General features: G+C 60.9%; 15 protein-coding genes and 2 pseudogenes. 8 read left to right on the forward strand and 9 right to left on the reverse strand.

Annotated features, from left to right (window positions below; genetic code table 11):
• Positions 1–2 precede the first annotated feature (2 nt).
• Complete coding sequence (locus tag ACP7A2_RS09800) at positions 3–1790, forward strand: KinB sensor domain-containing domain (RefSeq protein WP_426134042.1); 1788 nt, start codon at positions 3–5, stop codon at positions 1788–1790.
• Between the two features lie 123 nt (positions 1791–1913).
• On the opposite strand, the gene ACP7A2_RS09805 is transcribed toward ACP7A2_RS09800, so the two are convergent.
• The 7 genes and pseudogenes from ACP7A2_RS09805 to ACP7A2_RS09835 all read right to left on the reverse strand — a co-directional run.
• On the reverse strand, positions 1914–2690 hold the full coding sequence (locus ACP7A2_RS09805) for an N-acetylmuramoyl-L-alanine amidase (protein ID WP_426134043.1): 777 nt from the start codon (positions 2688–2690) through the stop codon (positions 1914–1916).
• 88 nt (positions 2691–2778) lie between these two features.
• On the reverse strand, positions 2779–4821 hold the full coding sequence (locus ACP7A2_RS09810) for a diguanylate cyclase (RefSeq protein WP_426134044.1): 2043 nt from the start codon (positions 4819–4821) through the stop codon (positions 2779–2781).
• Positions 4818–5696: an endonuclease/exonuclease/phosphatase family protein gene (locus tag ACP7A2_RS09815; protein ID WP_426134045.1), complete on the reverse strand. Its 879-nt coding sequence runs from the start codon at positions 5694–5696 to the stop codon at positions 4818–4820. The genes ACP7A2_RS09810 and ACP7A2_RS09815 overlap by 4 nt, the downstream gene beginning before the upstream one ends.
• Before the next feature lie 10 nt (positions 5697–5706).
• Positions 5707–6342 (reverse strand): thiol:disulfide interchange protein DsbA, encoded by a 636-nt coding sequence (dsbA, locus tag ACP7A2_RS09820; RefSeq protein WP_426134046.1) that lies wholly within the window; start codon positions 6340–6342, stop codon positions 5707–5709.
• Positions 6343–6510: 168 nt separating this feature from the next.
• Complete coding sequence (locus ACP7A2_RS09825) at positions 6511–7116, reverse strand: c-type cytochrome (RefSeq protein WP_348054678.1); 606 nt, start codon at positions 7114–7116, stop codon at positions 6511–6513.
• A gap of 34 nt (positions 7117–7150) precedes the next feature.
• Positions 7151–7276: pseudogene (locus ACP7A2_RS09830) on the reverse strand (cytochrome); the annotation flags it as partial.
• 3 nt (positions 7277–7279) lie between these two features.
• Positions 7280–7360 (reverse strand): annotated as a pseudogene (locus ACP7A2_RS09835) (cytochrome); the annotation flags it as partial.
• 204 nt (positions 7361–7564) lie between these two features.
• Between ACP7A2_RS09835 and yihA the strand changes: the two are divergent.
• Positions 7565–8206 carry a ribosome biogenesis GTP-binding protein YihA/YsxC gene (yihA, locus tag ACP7A2_RS09840; protein ID WP_348054680.1) on the forward strand — a complete coding sequence of 214 codons (642 nt, stop codon included), beginning with the start codon at positions 7565–7567 and terminating at the stop codon, positions 8204–8206.
• A 267-nt stretch (positions 8207–8473) separates the two neighbouring features.
• Here yihA and polA read toward each other — a convergent pair whose 3' ends face one another.
• A complete protein-coding gene (polA, locus tag ACP7A2_RS09845) occupies positions 8474–11257 on the reverse strand; it encodes a DNA polymerase I (protein WP_426134047.1) in 2784 nt (927 codons plus the stop codon).
• A 74-nt stretch (positions 11258–11331) separates the two neighbouring features.
• Here polA and ACP7A2_RS09850 point away from each other — a divergent pair, with 74 nt between their 5' ends.
• The gene (locus ACP7A2_RS09850; protein ID WP_426134048.1) at positions 11332–11622 is read left to right on the forward strand and encodes a DUF2782 domain-containing protein; all 291 of its coding nucleotides are present in this window, start codon (positions 11332–11334) and stop codon (positions 11620–11622) included.
• A gap of 56 nt (positions 11623–11678) precedes the next feature.
• A complete protein-coding gene (locus ACP7A2_RS09855; protein ID WP_426134049.1) occupies positions 11679–12632 on the forward strand; it encodes a homoserine kinase in 954 nt (317 codons plus the stop codon).
• 97 nt (positions 12633–12729) lie between these two features.
• Here ACP7A2_RS09855 and ACP7A2_RS09860 read toward each other — a convergent pair whose 3' ends face one another.
• On the reverse strand, positions 12730–13659 hold the full coding sequence (locus ACP7A2_RS09860; protein ID WP_375065956.1) for a zinc ABC transporter substrate-binding protein: 930 nt from the start codon (positions 13657–13659) through the stop codon (positions 12730–12732).
• Positions 13660–13717: 58 nt separating this feature from the next.
• Between ACP7A2_RS09860 and zur the strand changes: the two genes are divergently transcribed.
• From zur to ACP7A2_RS09880, 4 genes are read left to right on the forward strand one after another with little or no spacing between them, the layout of a single operon-like run.
• Positions 13718–14200, forward strand: a complete 483-nt coding sequence (zur, locus tag ACP7A2_RS09865; protein WP_375065954.1) for a zinc uptake transcriptional repressor Zur — start codon at positions 13718–13720, stop codon at positions 14198–14200.
• Positions 14200–14985 (forward strand): zinc ABC transporter ATP-binding protein ZnuC, encoded by a 786-nt coding sequence (gene znuC, locus ACP7A2_RS09870; protein ID WP_426134050.1) that lies wholly within the window; start codon positions 14200–14202, stop codon positions 14983–14985. Before zur ends, znuC begins: the two co-directional genes overlap by 1 nt.
• Entirely contained in the window at positions 14978–15766 is a 789-nt protein-coding gene (gene znuB / locus ACP7A2_RS09875; protein WP_017139100.1) for a zinc ABC transporter permease subunit ZnuB, read from the forward strand. The genes znuC and znuB overlap by 8 nt, the downstream gene beginning before the upstream one ends.
• A gap of 37 nt (positions 15767–15803) precedes the next feature.
• Complete coding sequence (locus tag ACP7A2_RS09880) at positions 15804–16523, forward strand: PA5502 family lipoprotein (RefSeq protein WP_426134051.1); 720 nt, start codon at positions 15804–15806, stop codon at positions 16521–16523.
• Positions 16524–16630: the final 107 nt, after the last annotated feature.

A 16630-nucleotide genomic window follows, 5' to 3' on the forward strand; every position in this document is an offset into this window, starting at 1 on the left:
CTATGAAGCTTGCGATGAAATTGCGCACTCGGTTGTTTCTGAGTATCTCAGCGCTGATCACCGTCGCCCTGCTGGGCTTGATCCTGGGCTTGGTCAGCGTCATGCAAATGGCCAAGACCCAGGAGTCGCTGATACGCAGCAATTTCATCACCCTGGACCTGGGGCTGAAGCTGCGCCAAAGCCTGGGCGACCAGTTGATTATGATGCTGGAAAAGCGCCCCGACCCCGAGGCGCTGCAAGCGTCGAAACAGCATTATTTTGACCTGCTGGATCAGGGCGTCGCCCACGAAGAGAGCGACGGCCACAGCCACGGCTTCAAACAGGCCCGCACGAATTACCAAAACCTGCTGGAGGCGTTTGACGAATCCCAGCAAGCGTCACCGCCGCCCGGCAGCAAGGAAAAGCTCACCGAAAACTTCAATGTGCTGCGCAACGGCTTGATCGCTGAGCACAAGAAGGCGCTGGAAAACATCAGCACCAGTGAACACAAATCCCGCGAGCGCGCGCTGCTGATTGCAGGCCTGCTCGGGCTGGTAGGGCTGGCGGTGCTGATTATCGGTTTCGTCACGGCACACGGTATCGCACGGCGATTTGGCGGGCCGATCGAGGCACTGGCCAAAGCTGCCGACAAGATCGGGCAAGGCGACTTCGAGGTGACGCTGCCGATTTCCTCGGCGGCAGAGATGAATCAACTGACCCGTCGCTTCGGCATCATGGCCGAAGCGCTGCGCCAGCATCAGGCGACCAATGTGGATGAGCTGCTGGCCGGTCAACAGCGCCTGCAAGCGGTGCTCGACAGCATCGACGATGGCCTGCTGATGATCGACCGCCAGGGCCGCCTGGAGCACCTCAACCCTGTTGCACAGCGACAACTGGGCTGGGACGAGGCACGTCTGGGTCAGGGTTTGGGCGAGGCACTCGGCCGCCCGGAAATGGATGAACAACTGCAACTGGTGCTGCGCGGCGGTAACTTGGAGCGGGCGCCGGAAGACCTGGAAGTGGAAGTCGACGGCGAACTGCGCCTGCTGACCTACAGCCTGACGCCGGTCAGCCACACCCAAGGGCATATTCTGGGCGCGGTGATGGTGCTGCATGACGTGACTGAACAACGCGCCTTCGAGCGCGTACGCAGCGAGTTCGTATTGCGCGCCTCCCACGAACTGCGCACACCCGTGACCGGCATGCACATGGCGTTCGGGCTGTTTCGCGAGCGTGCAAAGTTTCCGGCGGAGTCCCGTGAAGCGGACCTGCTCGACACGGTCAATGAAGAAATGCAGCGCCTGATGCAACTGATCAACGACCTGCTCAACTTTTCCCGCTACCAGAACGGCCTGCAAAAACTCACGCTGGGGCCGTGCGATGTCACCGATCTGCTGGAACATGCGCGCGCCCGGTTCGCGGAGCTGGCCAATGCGCAACAGATCGAACTGCTGGTGGAAGCGCAATCGGACTTGCCCCGGTTGTACGCCGACCAAGCTCAGTTGGAGCGGGTGCTCGACAATCTATTGGCCAACGCCCTGCGGCACACCGCCGATGGCGGGCAGATTCGCCTGCAGTCGCGCCGTCATGGCGAGCGGGTGATTATCAGCGTCGAAGATAACGGCGAAGGTATTGCCTACGGCCAGCAAGGGCGCATCTTCGAACCCTTCGTGCAGGTGGGCCGCAAGAAAGGCGGTGCCGGTCTGGGTCTGGCGCTGTGCAAGGAAATCGTGCAACTGCACGGCGGCCGCATGGGTGTGTATTCGCGGCCGGGGCAGGGCACGCAGTTCTATATGGCGCTGCCGCTGTAATCTGGTTGAAAACAATGTGGGAGCGGGCTTGCTCGCGAATGCGGTGGATCAGTCTATGAATCTGGTGACTGACACTCCGCATTCGCGAGCAAGCCCGCTCCCACATTAGGTTGGGTTCATCTTTTACGTGCGGTTCAACGCGCGCAGGATCGCGGCACTTTCAGCATCGGGCGTGCCATCAAACAGTGATGGACGGAAATGCATCTGGAACGCGGCGATCACGTGGCGCGTGGCGACATCCAGCTCACCGGTCTGTGGCGTCTGATACCCCAAGCGCGCCAGTTCTTCCTGGAACCACGTAATGCTCGGCAGCTCTGCCGCGTATTGCACCTGGAATCGAGCGACCGCTTGCGCATCCGGCCAAACCCCTAAGCCTTCAGCCGCCAGACGTTTCCATGGGAACAACGGGCCCGGGTCGAGTTTGCGCAGCGGCGCGATGTCGCTGTGGCCGATGATGTTCTTGGGGTCTATGCCGTTGCGCTTACTGATGTCCTTGAGCAACACAATCAGCGACTGCACCTGCGGTTCGGAGTAGGGGAACCATACCCGGCCTTTCGGCGTGTCCTGATAACCAGGGTTCACGATCTCGATGCCGATGGAGCTGGAGTTGAGCCAGGTGCGGCCCAACCACTGGCTTTCCCCGGCATGCCAGGCGCGCTGGCTCTCGTCCACCAGTTTGTAGATGGTGCCCGAGGCGTCGTCGCCGATCAGGTAATGGCTGCTGACCTGGCCGTGGGTTAATAGCGCCAGGGAGCGTTCAAGGTTGGTTGAGGTGTAATGGACAACGACAAACTGCACGCGGTTGTCGTGGTTCACCGAAGGGTGGCTGGTGTTCAGTCGCGGGCCACTGGCGCAGCCGGCGAGGAGGAGAAACGCAAAGGCGAAGTACAGTGATTTCATGGCGGAAGACGTTACGCTGAAGACGATAATGCAACAGTGTAACGTATGGTGTGCCGCCCGACGGTCAAATTACAAAATGGAACATTTTTTACGCCGGCTGCACCTGATTGCGTCCCGCCGCCTTGGCTCGGTAAAGCGCTTCGTCGGCGCGCTTGAGTGCCGAGTCACTGCGCTCGCCCGGCTGGAACTGCGCCACGCCCATGGACACGGTGATGGTCACCGGCTCGCCCTTGAAGTGGAACGGGCACGCTTGGATAGCCTCACGCAGCACTTCGCCCACGGCCAAAGCGTCTGCCAGGGATGAATCGGGCATCAGCAACACAAACTCTTCACCGCCAAAACGCGCGATGAAGTCAGTCGGGCGCAGGCGCTTGCGCAACACGCTGGCAATGATCTTCAGCACCTTGTCGCCCGCCAGGTGGCCGTAGCTGTCGTTGATGCGCTTGAAGTGGTCGAGGTCCAGCATGGCCAGCGCCAGGCTGTTGCCTTGCTGGTGCCACGTGTTGACCTCATGGTCCAGGCGTTCGCTCCACGCCGCACGGTTGGGCAGGCCGGTAAGCGGGTCGATCAAGGCCTTCTGGCGCTGTACCTCCAGATGCTCGCGATAGCCCTGAGCCTCCTGTTCCATGTTGGCAACCCGTTCGGCCAAGCCTTTGAGGCGCGCCGACACTTCCTGCTCGCGCTGGTCGCGCTGCTGGCGGTGTTCGTCCATCGTGCCGAGCAGGGCTTCGAGGTGGCTTTCCAGGACGTGCTTGAGGCTGTCCAGGTCGGCCGCGTCCTGCACGCTGCTTTGCAAGCCGTCGACTTGCTCACGAATCTGCGTATCCAACTCACGTGCGGCCGAGCGGCTGTCGGCGTGACCGTCGCTGGCCACTTGAAGATGGCCCTGGAAGGCTTCAAGACGTTCGTTGAGCTGCTTGAGGTAAGCCTCGAATTCATGCTGGCCGCTGTCGGTGACGGCCAGCATCAGCACCGTCAGGTCATCCAGGATCGGCAGCAGCTCGTACCAGTTCAAACCGTGGGCCAGACGCTCACGCATGGCTTCGGCCTGGGGACGGTGGCGCTCGGGCAGCGAAAGGTCTTCCAGCAGGCCAAGCAGGGTGTCTTCAATATGTTTGGCCACCGAGCTGTAGGACGGCTCGGGGGAATCGGGCAAGGCGTAGATGCCGTCCGGCTGCAGCGCATCGGGCTCTGGCTCGTCAACGTTCGGCACAGGTGGCAGAGACAGGCTGCCGATGGTGGTTTCATCCGGCGTGTCGAGCTCAACCTCGGGCGTTTCGATAAAAGCCGCGAGCGCGCTTTCGGGCGCCAATTGTTCCACAAGCGGCTCAACACCTTCGGGCTCAAGCGCCCCGACAGGCTGCACGGTGGCGGGCGCTTCGAAGACAAATGTCTCGCTGGCGACGTCTGCCTCGCTGGCAGGCGCAACAGGTTCAGGCGGGGCGGCGACAGGTGTCGGCGGCAACGGCGCGAAGGCGCGCAGGGCCTGTGCCAGCTCATCGGACTGCGCGTGTGGTTGAGGCTCGGACTCGGACTTTGGCGCAACGGGTTCAGGCTTCGCCGGCGGTGGATTGTCGACCACCGGCGCTTCATTCGACACCTCTTTCGCGCCAAACAGACGCTGCAACAGCCCCGGCCCGGCGCGCGTAGCGTCGCCCTCAGGCTCCAGGTTATTCAGCGCCTGACCTTGCAGGCTGCTCAGCTCACTGAGCAGCAGCGGTATCTCCCGTGCCTGCCCGACGCGGCCATCCAACTGCTTGGCGAAGGTTTTCAGCGGGCGCGCCACCTCACGCGGCAACGGCAATTTCTGTAGCTGCGTGACTAACGCGGTGAGCGCGGTGCTGATCTGGTCGACCCGGGTTTCGCGGCGCTGTTCCGAATCCAGCACGGCCTTTTCCAGGCGCGGCAGCAAGGCGGCGAGGGCGGCGTCCATGTCGTCGGTGCGCACTACGTCGCGCATTTCCTTCATGCATTGATCGACCGCGCGGTCAGTCCCCTCAGCCGCCAGCGTGCTGCGGACCAGACCTCGACGCAGCAGGTCGAGGCGGGCAGCCCATCGCCGTTCGAGCTTGTCTTGTTGCTCAACGCTTATAAGGTATTTCTCTTTCCAGCGCTGGGCGTCGTCACTCATGCAAGGGGTCCGCGAGGGCCAGGGCTCAACGCGGGGTATGCATCAGCCGTGAGCGAACCCGGCAGACGAATCTCTACCGCGACGGGCAGGTGATCAGAGATGGGCTGCGCAAGAACCTGCACGCTCTCGAGCGTGAGGGTCGGGCTGAGCAGGATATGGTCAAGACAGCGCTGCGGGCGCCAGCTGGGAAACGTGGCTTCGACTTGCGGCGCCAGCAGCCCGAGGTCCCGCAGCGGGGAATTTTGCAACAGGTCGCTGGCATGGGTGTTCATGTCACCCATCAGCACCTGATGTTTGTAATTGCCGATCAGCTCGCGGATGTAAGCCAACTGCATCATGCGGGTTCGTGAGCCGAGCGACAGGTGCATCATGACCACCACCAGTGCTTCCGGGCCTTCGCCAAAGCGCACAAGGATCGCGCCCCGGCCCTTGGGGCCAGGCAACGGGTGATCTTCGATAGCCCATGGCTTCAAGCGGCTGAGCACGCCATTACTGTGCTGGCCCAGACGCCCAAGGTTGCGGTTGAGTTGCTGATACCAATACGGGAAGGCACCCAACTGGGCCAAGTGTTCCACCTGGTTGATGTAACCGGAGCGTATGCTGCCGCCGTCGGCCTCCTGCAGGGCGACCAGATCGAAGTCGTTCAGCAGGTTGCCGATCTTTTGCAGGTTCAGCGCCCGCCCGTTGTGGGGCAGCAAGTGCTGCCAGCCACGGGTCAGGTAGTGCCGATACTTCTCGGTACTGATGCCCACCTGAATATTAAAGCTCAGCAGGCGCAGGCGGCTGTCTACCGGCAGGCCTGTAGATTCCAGGTGATGTTCGTTGACCTGCGGATCATGCAGGCCAACCACACGTTCGGTACCCCAGCGGCGCATGGTGTCTCCCTTACTTGGCTGCCCGCTCTTTGGCGATCAGCTGGTCGGCAACGTTGAGGGTTTGCTCAGGGCCACCGGTGGTGCCCAGGTCAAAGCGATATTTGCCGTTGACGATCATGGTCGGTACGCCCTGCACGCCGTATTTCTGCGCGAGTTCCTTGGCCTGCTTGATCTGGCCCTGGATAGCGAAGGAATTGAAGGTGGCCAGGAACTTGTCTTTGTCGACGCCTTGGGTGGCGACGAAGTCAGCCATTTCGTCCGGCTTGGTCAGGCGCTTGCCTTGTTTCTGGATGGCATCGAATACGGCGTTGTGGACCTTGTGCTCAACACCCATGGCTTCCAGGGTCAGGAACAGTTGGCCGTGGGCGTCCCATGGGCCGCCGAACATGGCCGGAATGCGTCGGAAGTTTACGTCGGAAGGCAGTTTCTCAACCCATGGGTTGATGGTCGGTTCGAAGGCGTAGCAATGCGGGCAGCCATACCAGAACAGCTCCACCACTTCGATCTTGCCTGGCTCGGAAACCGGGACCGGGTTAGCCAATTCAACGTAGGTTTTACCGGCTTCAAGCGGCACGTCGGCAGCTTGTGCGGTCATGCCGAAGAGGCTGACAGTGACGAGAGCGGCGCTGAGGATCAGATTACGCATGCTTTACTCCAGGACAAATAAAGTCGCCTCACGCGACCTTTGTTGTGACAGGTCTACGCGGGCATGAGTTCGTTAGTGTAACGGCACAGGGCACAAAAAAGGGCGGCCTAAGCCGCCCTTTTTATGCTTGCATCGATGGATTAATCGAGCGTTAACGTCGCCTGGGGATCAATGCAGGCCCTGGATATACTGGGAAACCGCTTCGATGTCCTTGTTGCTCAGTTTGTTAGCGATGGTTTGCATGATTTTGGTATCGCCATCGTTGGTGCGATTACCTTCACGGAAGTCCGTCAGTTGCTTGGCAATGTACTGCGCATGCTGGCCGCTCAAGTGCGGGAAGCCTGCGGCGGCAAGGCCTGCGCCGTTAGGCGAGTGGCAACCGAGGCAGGAAGGCATGCCCTTTTCCAGGTTACCGCCACGGAACAGTTCTTCACCGTGAGCCACCGTTTTAGGGTCGGCAGCTCCCACACTGCCTTGCTGGCTGGCAAAATACGCCGCGATGTCTGCCAGGTCCTGATCGCTGAGGTTGGTCAGCAAGCCGGTCATTTCCAGCACCGTGCGCTTGCCGTCCTTGATGTCGTGCATCTGCTTGGTCAGGTAACGTTCACCCTGGCCAGCCAGCTTGGGGAAGTTCGGCGCCGGGCTGTTGCCGTCCGGTCCGTGGCAGGCACCACACACGGCGGCTTTCGCCTGGCCGGCTGTAGCGTCGCCTGAGGCATGGGCAACACCGGTGATGCCCAGGGTCAACAGCAGACTCACGATCAATTTGTTCATCAGCTAATCCAACTACGGCTAAGAGGTTTAAGAGTTATCTACCGGGTTTACTCACCATCATCTGAATGATGGCCTGGTAATCCTCAGTACTGCAGTCCATGCACAAACCACGCGGCGGCATTGCCTTGAAACCCTGGGTCACGTGTTACACCAGCGTGACCACGCAAACTCGGTTGTACAGCGCTTCCGGATCCTGTGTAGCCTGAGCGCCGTAAAGCGGAATCAGCACACCAAAAGCGGGCAACCATCAGGTCATACATCGACCTTTTCAGGGTTTGAGAGCGTTTTGCGTTCTAATGCGCAATGAAGGTCTTTCGCTCCCGTGAACCTCATCCTTCGCTGGGACAAAGCACACACAAAATCTGCGGCATTATATACTGGCGCTACTCAAACGGAAACGACACCGCTTGCCGCACCCTTTTTCGGCACCGCCCACATCGGAAATCTCATGCAACTCAAGAATCCCATCCTCGGCCTGTGCCAACAGTCCACGTTTATGCTCAGCGCCGCCAAAGTTGACCAATGCCCCGATGACGAGGGCTTTGAAGTCGCCTTTGCCGGCCGTTCCAACGCCGGTAAATCCAGCGCGCTGAACACCCTGACTCACGCCAGCCTGGCGCGCACCTCCAAAACTCCGGGCCGCACGCAACTACTCAACTTCTTCAAGCTAGACGATGATCGGCGTCTGGTCGACCTTCCGGGCTACGGTTACGCAAAAGTACCTATCCCGTTGAAGCTGCACTGGCAGCGTCACCTTGAGGCTTACCTGGGTGGCCGCGAGAGTTTGAAGGGTTTGATCTTGATGATGGACATCCGTCATCCAATGACTGACTTCGACCTGTTGATGCTCGACTGGGCGGTCGCCAGCGGCATGCCAATGCACATCCTGCTGACCAAGGCAGACAAGCTGACCTACGGCGCAGCGAAGAACACGCTGCTCAAAGTGCAGGCCGACATTCGCAGAGGTTGGGGTGATGCGATCACCATCCAGCTGTTCTCGGCGCCCAAGCGCATGGGCCTGGAAGACGCTTACACCGTGCTGGCCGGCTGGATGGAATTGGCGGACAAGGGCGCAGAAATCGCGGAATAACGTTTCTGCGGGCAAAAAAAACCCCGGACTTCGCATGGGGAGGGGAAGTTCGGGGTTCAAGTTCTGGACCGTTAGGGCGGGGCCCAGATATCTGCCAACACTTAACACAACATAGGAGCATTGAAGGGCTTCACCACCCATTCAGTAACTCTGAGTAGCAATTCACAGGTTAAGTTCCGGCACCAAAAAAACAATCTGAAATAATTCACACTGACCTCTGAGCTAAAGCATTCTGCCATCACGCAAGGTGATGGCAGCGCCGCTTGATCAGTGCGCTTCGTCCCAGTTATCACCCACGCCCACGTCAACCACCAACGGCACGTCCAGCTGGGCCGCAGCACTCATGTGCTCGCGAATCTTCTCGCTGACCTGCGCAACCAGGTCCTCACGCACCTCAACCACCAATTCATCGTGCACCTGCAGGATCACCTTGGCATCCAGGCCGGAATCGGTGAGCCAGTTGTCGACCCGCACCATGGCTTTCTTGATGATATCTGCCGCCGTGCCTTGCATCGGCGCGTTGATCGCCGTGCGCTCTGCGGCTGCGCGGTCCTGCGGCTTGTTGGAGTTGATGTCCGGCACGTACAGCCGACGCCCGAAGATGGTTTCGACAAACCCCTGATCGGCAGCCTGCGCACGGGTGCGCTCCATGTATTCACGAACCCCCGGGTAGCGGGCGAAATACACATCGATATACGCCTTGGCGGTCTTGGTATCGACGCCAATGTCCTTACCCAGCTTTTGCGCGCCCATGCCGTAGATCAGGCCGAAGTTGATCGCCTTGGCACTGCGACGCTGATTCGAGGTGACCTCGGTGAGCTCCACCTTGAACACTTCTGCCGCCGTGGCCGTGTGCACGTCCAGGTCATTACGGAAGGCGTTCATCAAACCCTCGTCCTTGGACAAGTGCGCCATGATCCGCAGCTCAATCTGCGAATAGTCCGCAGCCAGCAGTTTGTAACCCTTGGGCGCAACAAACGCCTGGCGAATCCGCCGACCTTCGGCCGTGCGCACCGGGATGTTCTGCAGGTTCGGGTCGCTGGAAGACAAGCGCCCGGTCGCCGCCACCGCCTGATGATAAGACGTGTGAATGCGCCCGGTGCGCGGGTTGATCTGCTCCGGCAGACGATCGGTGTAGGTACTTTTCAACTTGCTCATGCTGCGGTACTGCATCAGCACTTTAGGCAGCAGGAAGTCATCTTCGGCCAACTTGGCCAGCACTTCCTCGGCCGTGGAGGCCTGGCCCTTGCCCGTCTTCTTCAGCACCGGCAAACCCAGTTTTTCGTAGAGGATCGCGCCGAGCTGCTTGGGCGAGCCCAGGTTGAACTCCTCGCCGGCGATCTCGAACGCCTGGCGCTCCAGCTCCACCATCTTGTCGCCCAACTCGATGCTCTGGATACCCAGCAGCTTGGAATCCACCAGCGCGCCCTGGCGTTCAATACGCGCCAGCACGGGTACCAGCGGGATCTCGATGTCGGTCAGCACACTGGCCAGCGTGGGTATGGCGGCGAGTTGGGCGTGCAGCGCCTGATGCAAGCGCAGCGTCACGTCGGCATCTTCAGCCGCGTAAGGCCCGGCCTGCTCAAGGGCGATCTGGTCGAAGGTCAGCTGCTTGGCGCCTTTGCCGGCGATGTCCTGGAAGCTGACGGTGTCGTAATCCAGGTACTTCTTCGCCAGGCTGTCCATGTCGTGGCGCGTCGCGGTGGAATTCAACACGTAGGATTCAAGCATGGTGTCGAACGCGATGCCGCGCACGGTGATGCCCTGCGCAGGGTCGCCACCAATGGCGCAGTTGGCCAGGATGTTCATGTCGAACTTGGCGTGCTGGCCCACCTTGAGCTTGGTCGGGTCTTCCAGCAGCGGTTTCAACGCCAGCAGCACCGTGTCGCGGTCCAGTTGCTCGGGCGCGCCGATGTAGGAATGGGTCAGCGGAATGTAAGCCGCTTCAAAAGGCTGCACAGAGAAAGAAACGCCCACCAGCTGCGCTTTTTGGGCGTCGATCCCGGTGGTTTCGGTATCGAACGCAAACAGTTTGGCGTCATTGAGCTTCTTCAGCCAGGTGTCGAACGTCGCCTGGTCGAGAATCGTGGTGTATGTCGCTTCTACCGGGTCGGCCGCAACGGCCTCAATCACATTGTCTGCGACAGGCGCCGCTTTGAGCTCCACACGCTTGGCATCGCGCTGAACCTCATCAATCCAGCTCTTGAACTCCAGCAGCGTGTATAGCTCCAGCAACTTCTCACGATCCGGTTCAACCAGGTGCAAATCGTCCAGGCCTACGTCCAGCGGCACGTCACACTTGATCGTCGCCAACTGGTAAGACAGGAACGCCGACGCCTTATGCTCTTCCAGCTTGGCCGGCAGCGTCTTGGCGCCCCGAATTGGCAAGGACGGCACGATGTCCATTTGCTCGTAAAGTTCTTTGATCCCGCCATTCACGCCCACCAGCAAACCGGAAGCCGTCTTCGGACCAATGCCCGGAACGCCCGGAATGTTGTCGGACGAATCGCCCATCAACGCCAAATAGTCGATGATCTGCTCGGGAGCGACGCCGAATTTCTCCTTCACGCCCTCGATGTCCATCGCGCTACCGGTCATGGTGTTGACCAAGGTAATGTGCCCGTCGACCAACTGCGCCATGTCTTTATCGCCGGTGGAAATGACCACCGGGCGGTTGGCGGCGGCGCTGCTGCGAGCCAGGGTGCCAATCACGTCATCGGCTTCAACGCCTTCGACGCACAGCACGGGGAAGCCCATGGCTTTCACGCTCTGGTGCAGCGGCTCGATTTGCACGCGCATGTCATCGGGCATGCTCGGGCGGTTGGCCTTGTAGTCGGCGTACATGTCATCGCGAAAGGTCCCGCCCTTGGCGTCGAATACGACGGCGAACGGGCTGTCGGGATACTGCTTGCGCAGGCTCTTGAGCATGTTCAACACGCCCTTGACCGCGCCGGTAGGCAGGCCTTTGGAGGTGGTCAGCGGTGGCAACGCGTGGAAGGCGCGGTACAGATATGAAGAACCGTCCACCAGGACGAGGGGGGCTTGGCTCATGAGAGGGATCAACCTTTTCGGCGGGTCAGGCGCTAGAATAGCCGGACCATTGACGACAAAGGGACAAGGTTATCATGCGTACATTCAATCGCCTGCTCTTCGCTGGCGTGATTGCACTCGCTCCGATGGCTGCCATGGCGGCAGACAGCGCCCCTTCGGGCGATCCGGAAGTGACCATTCGCACGGAAGGCGACAGAACCATCCAGGAATACCGCCAAAACGGTTTCCTGTACGCAATCAAGGTCACGGTCAAGGGCGCGCCGCCGTATTTCCTGGTGCGCGCGGACGGAACCGACGCGAATTTCATCCGCTCTGACCAGCCGGATATGCTGATACCGTCATGGAAGATCTTCGAATGGAAATGATTTCTTAACTTAAACCGGCGCCGCCGAATGCGGCGCCCGTACTGGCAGTTTTAACCATGTCTGTGTTCACCCCCCTGGCTCGGCCCGAGCTGGAAACCTTTCTCGCCCCTTACGGGCTCGGCCGCCTGCTTGATTTCCAGGGGATTGCCGCTGGCAGCGAAAACACCAATTTTTTTGTCAGCCTGGAAAAAGGCGAGTTCGTCCTCACCCTGGTTGAACGCGGCCCGGTCGCGGAAATGCCATTCTTCATCGAATTGCTCGACGTGCTCCACGACGCCGACCTGCCCGTGCCTTATGCGCTGCGCACCACTGACGGCGTGGCGTTGCGCGAATTGAAGGGCAAACCGGCGCTGCTGCAACCGCGCCTGGCCGGCAAGCACATTAAGGACGCCAACGCGCAACATTGCGCCCAGGTCGGCGACCTGCTTGGCCATCTGCACCTGGCCACACAGGGCGAGAAGGTACTGGAGCGCAAGACCGATCGCGGGCTGGAGTGGATGCTCAGTGAAGGTGCGCAGCTGATTTCGCACCTCAACAACGCGCAACAACGCCTGCTGCAAGATGCGTTGACCGAGATCCAGGCGCACAAGGCCCAGATCCTCGCGCTGCCCCGCGCCAACGTGCACGCTGACCTGTTTCGCGACAATGCGATGTTCGAAGGCACGCACCTCACAGGCCTGATCGACTTCTACAACGCCTGCTCCGGCCCGATGCTGTACGACGTGGCAATTGCGTTGAACGACTGGTGCTCGGACGAGGATGGCGTGATCGACGGCCAGCGCGCTCGTGCGTTACTGGGTGCGTACGCAGGGCTGCGACCGTTTACCGCGAAGGAAGCCGAGCTGTGGCCAACCCTGCTGCGCGTGGCGTGCGTGCGGTTCTGGCTGTCACGTTTGATCGCGGCTGAGTCGTTTGCCGGGCAGGACGTGCTTATCCATGACCCGGCGGAGTTTGAGCATAGGTTGGCGCAACGTCAGCAGGTTACGGTTCACCTGCCGTTTGCCCTCTAATCCACAGACCTACTCGGTCAATGTGGGAGCTGGCTTGCCTGCGATAGCGATGTCGCCTGACACACCGCTATCGCAGGCAAGCCAGCTCCCACAGGGATTACAGTGATTCCAGGCAACCGGCCAAGTCATTCCCCAACTTCTCCAGCACTTGCTCATAACCCTGCGCCGTCGCCGGGGTGTAACCGCCCAGCGCATCCAGCTCCGCCAGTTTCACCGGCAGACCGGCCACAAGGGTCTCGGCCAAGCGTGGACGCAACGGCGGCTCGCTGAACACACAGGTCTTGCCCACTTCCTGCAGTCGGGTGCGCATCGCTGCCACGTGCTGGGCGCCGGGCTGCACTTCGGCGGCAACACTGAACACGCCGGTGTGTTTCAGCCCGTAAGCGTCTTCGAAATAATCAAAGGCTTCGTGGAACACGAAGTAAGGCTTGTCGCCCACCACCGCCAGACGCGCCTTTAAACGTGCATCCAACGCATCCAGCCGCTCATCGAACGCCTTGACGTTGCTCTGATAACGCGCAGCGTTGGTGGGGTCTGCCGCACTCAGGTCAGCCGCCATACGCGCCGCGATCACCCGCGCGTTCACGGTCGAGAGCCACAAATGCGCATCCAGGCTGCCCGGGCGGTGATCGTGGTCATGTTCGTCGGCCTCATCGGCGTGCGAGTGGCTGTCTTCAGCGAAACGGCGCAGTTTCATTCCCGGCAGGTCCTGCACGGCGACCGTCGGCAGGCTGCGGCCCTTCAGTACACGCGGCAAAAAGGTTTCCATGTCCGGGCCGATCCAATACAGCAGGTCTACCGACTGCACGCGCCGTACGTCGGATGGCCGCAAGGCATAGTTATGCGGCGACGCGCCCGGTGGCAACAGCACCTCCGGAACCGCCACGCCGTCCTGCACAGCGGCGGCGATGAGCTGCAATGGCTTGATGCTGGTCAGCACTTTGACCTCGGCCTGAGCGGCGCCCGCGATGAACAAACTGGTGACAAATATGACAAAAACGGGAAAAAGTCGGGACACGATGACCACTCAATGGCGTAGGAACGGGTAACATAATAACGTCTCTATCAAATATCTGTCGCCGCTCATGCCTAAAACACCGCTTGCCAGCCGTCCCCACGACCACTCTCACTGCGTGCACACCGCGCTGTCGGAGGCCGATGCGCTGTGCCTGCGCCAAGGCCTGCGCCTGACCGCCTTGCGTCGGCGCGTGCTGGAATTGGTGTGGCAGAGCCACAAGCCGCTGGGTGCCTACGACATTCTCGGCGTACTCAGCGAGCAAGACGGCCGCCGCGCCGCGCCGCCGACCGTGTACCGCGCGCTGGACTTCCTGCTGGAAAACGGCTTTGTACATCGCATCGCCTCGCTCAACGCCTTCGTCGGCTGCAACCACCCGGAACACGCGCACCAGGGCCAGTTCCTGATATGCCGCGAATGCCACGCCGCCATCGAGCTTGAACAAAAAAGCATCAGCGACGCCATCATCAAAAGCTCGACCGAAGTCGGCTTCAAGGTCGAAGGGCAAACGGTCGAAGTGGTCGGCCTGTGCTCGGGTTGCCAGGGGGCTTGATGAAAGATGCGTTAATCCGCCTGGAACAGGTTGGGGTCACGTTCGCCGGGCAAAACGTGCTGGACAACATTGCGCTGAGCGTGGAGCCGGGGCAGATTGTCACGCTGATCGGCCCGAACGGCGCTGGCAAAACGACGCTGGTGCGTGCCGTACTCGGCTTGCTCAAACCGGACACGGGCAGCGTGTGGCGCAAACCCAGGCTGCGTGTCGGTTACATGCCGCAAAAACTGCACGTGGACCCGACGCTGCCGCTGTCAGTTTTGCGCTTTTTGCGCCTGGTGCCCGGCGTAGACCGCGCCCGCGCCCAGTCGGCGCTCAAGGAAGTCGGCGCCGAACAGGTGATCGACAGCCCGGTGCAAAGCATCTCCGGCGGCGAAATGCAGCGCGTGCTGCTGGCCCGCGCCCTGTTGCGCGAGCCGGAACTGCTGGTGCTCGATGAACCCGTGCAAGGCGTCGACGTCGCCGGCCAGGCCGAGCTGTACAGCCTGATCACGCGCCTGCGCGACCGCCATGGCTGCGGCGTGCTGATGGTCTCCCACGACCTGCACCTGGTGATGAGCACCACCGACCAGGTGGTGTGCCTGAACCGTCACGTGTGCTGCTCCGGCCACCCGGAACAGGTCAGTGGCGACCCGGCGTTCGTCGAGCTGTTCGGCAAGAACGCCCAAAGCCTGGCGATTTACCACCACCATCACGACCACGCCCATGACCTGCATGGCGCCGTCGTTGACGATCCGGCAGCACCCCATTCCCACGTCCACGGAGACACCTGCAAGCATGGCTGATTTTCTGCTCTACGCCCTGCTGGCAGGCTTGGCTTTGGCGTTGGTGGCGGGCCCGTTGGGCTCGTTTGTGGTGTGGCGACGCATGGCTTACTTCGGCGACACGTTGTCGCACGCCGCGCTATTGGGCGTGGCCATGGGCTTTTTGCTCGACGTGAGCCCGACCATCGCCGTGACCGTGGGCTGCCTGTTACTGGCGGTGCTACTGGTGACCCTGCAACAGCGCCAGCCGCTGGCCTCCGACACCTTGCTGGGCATTCTCGCGCCCAGCACTTTATCGTTGGGCCTGGTGGTGCTGAGTTTCATGCACGAAGTGCGCATCGACCTGATGGCCTATCTGTTCGGCGACCTGCTGGCGATCAGCCCGACGGACCTTGCGTGGATCCTCGGTGGCAGCGCCGCCGTGCTGGTGCTGCTCGTGGCCCTGTGGCGCCCGCTGCTGGCGATCACCGTGCACGAAGAGCTGGCCACCGTGGAAGGTTTGCCCGTACCGGCACTGCGCATGACCCTGATGCTGTTGATCGCCGTGGTGATTGCTGTCGCGATGAAGATTGTCGGCGTATTGTTGATCACGTCGCTGCTGATCATTCCCGCCGCCGCCGCCCAGCGCCACGCCCGTTCACCGGAGCAAATGGCCATCGGCGCCAGCCTGTTGGGGATGCTTGCAGTGTGCGGGGGCCTGGCGTTGTCCTGGTTCAAGGACACGCCAGCGGGGCCATCGATTGTGGTTACGGCGGCCGCCCTGTTTCTGCTGAGTTTTGTTCTGCCCCGTCGAGGGGTGTAGACTTGCTCGCTTTTTGCGCAAATAGAGAGTCGCAGGAATGAAGCTGTTCACCTCCCGTTATCTGCTCCTTGCCGCATTTTCCCTGCTGCTGGGCGCCTGTCAAAGCACACCGCCCGCCACTCCTGTGGTGCAGGACGCTCGTGCTGCGGCCATCGCGCAGCTGGAGCAAAACCTGGCCAGCAGTGAGCTGGCCACCGCCGAAGACGAATTGGCCACCCTGCAAGCGCAGACGCCAAACGACCCGGCGCTGGAGACTTACCAGCGCCAATTGGCCGAAGCCTACCTGCAGCGCAGCCAGATCGTGCTGCAAAAAGGTGACGTCAACGCCGCCGCCACCGCCTTGAGCCGCGCCCGCGCACTCATGCCCAAAGCGCCTGCGCTGACCGGCGGCGTAAACAGCGCCATCAGCCACGCCCGTAAAGCCGAGCTGGACCAAGCCGAAGCGGCCTTGAAGGCTGCCGAAGCCAGGCCTGCGGCCAGGGTCATCGACCCGGCGGCTGAAAGCACTACCGTCGCGCTGAACCTCACCGATATTGAAAAACTTCGCCATCAACTGGATGCGATCGCCACCGATGTGGTCAATTACAAATGCGATGTGAGTATCCAGGCGCCGCGCACCGAGGATTACCCGTGGTTGGCCACGTTGCTGACCAAACGGGTGAAAAGAATTGATTCGGGATATGACCTGAAGATTCACCGGCAGATTTTGAAACACATCCCGGCGCAAGTCGTGCTGATACCGCGCAAGGCGGACTGAAGCAAAAGCAAAAGCATCGCAGGCAAGCCAGCTCCCACATTTTGAATTGTGAATACAATCAAATGTGGGAGCTGGCTTGCCTGCGATAGCGATCTAACAAACAACCA

It is taken from the genome of Pseudomonas sp. PWP3-1b2 (assembly GCF_049896045.1).
In the GTDB taxonomy this organism is placed as follows: Bacteria; Pseudomonadota; Gammaproteobacteria; order Pseudomonadales; family Pseudomonadaceae; genus Aquipseudomonas; species Aquipseudomonas antarctica_B.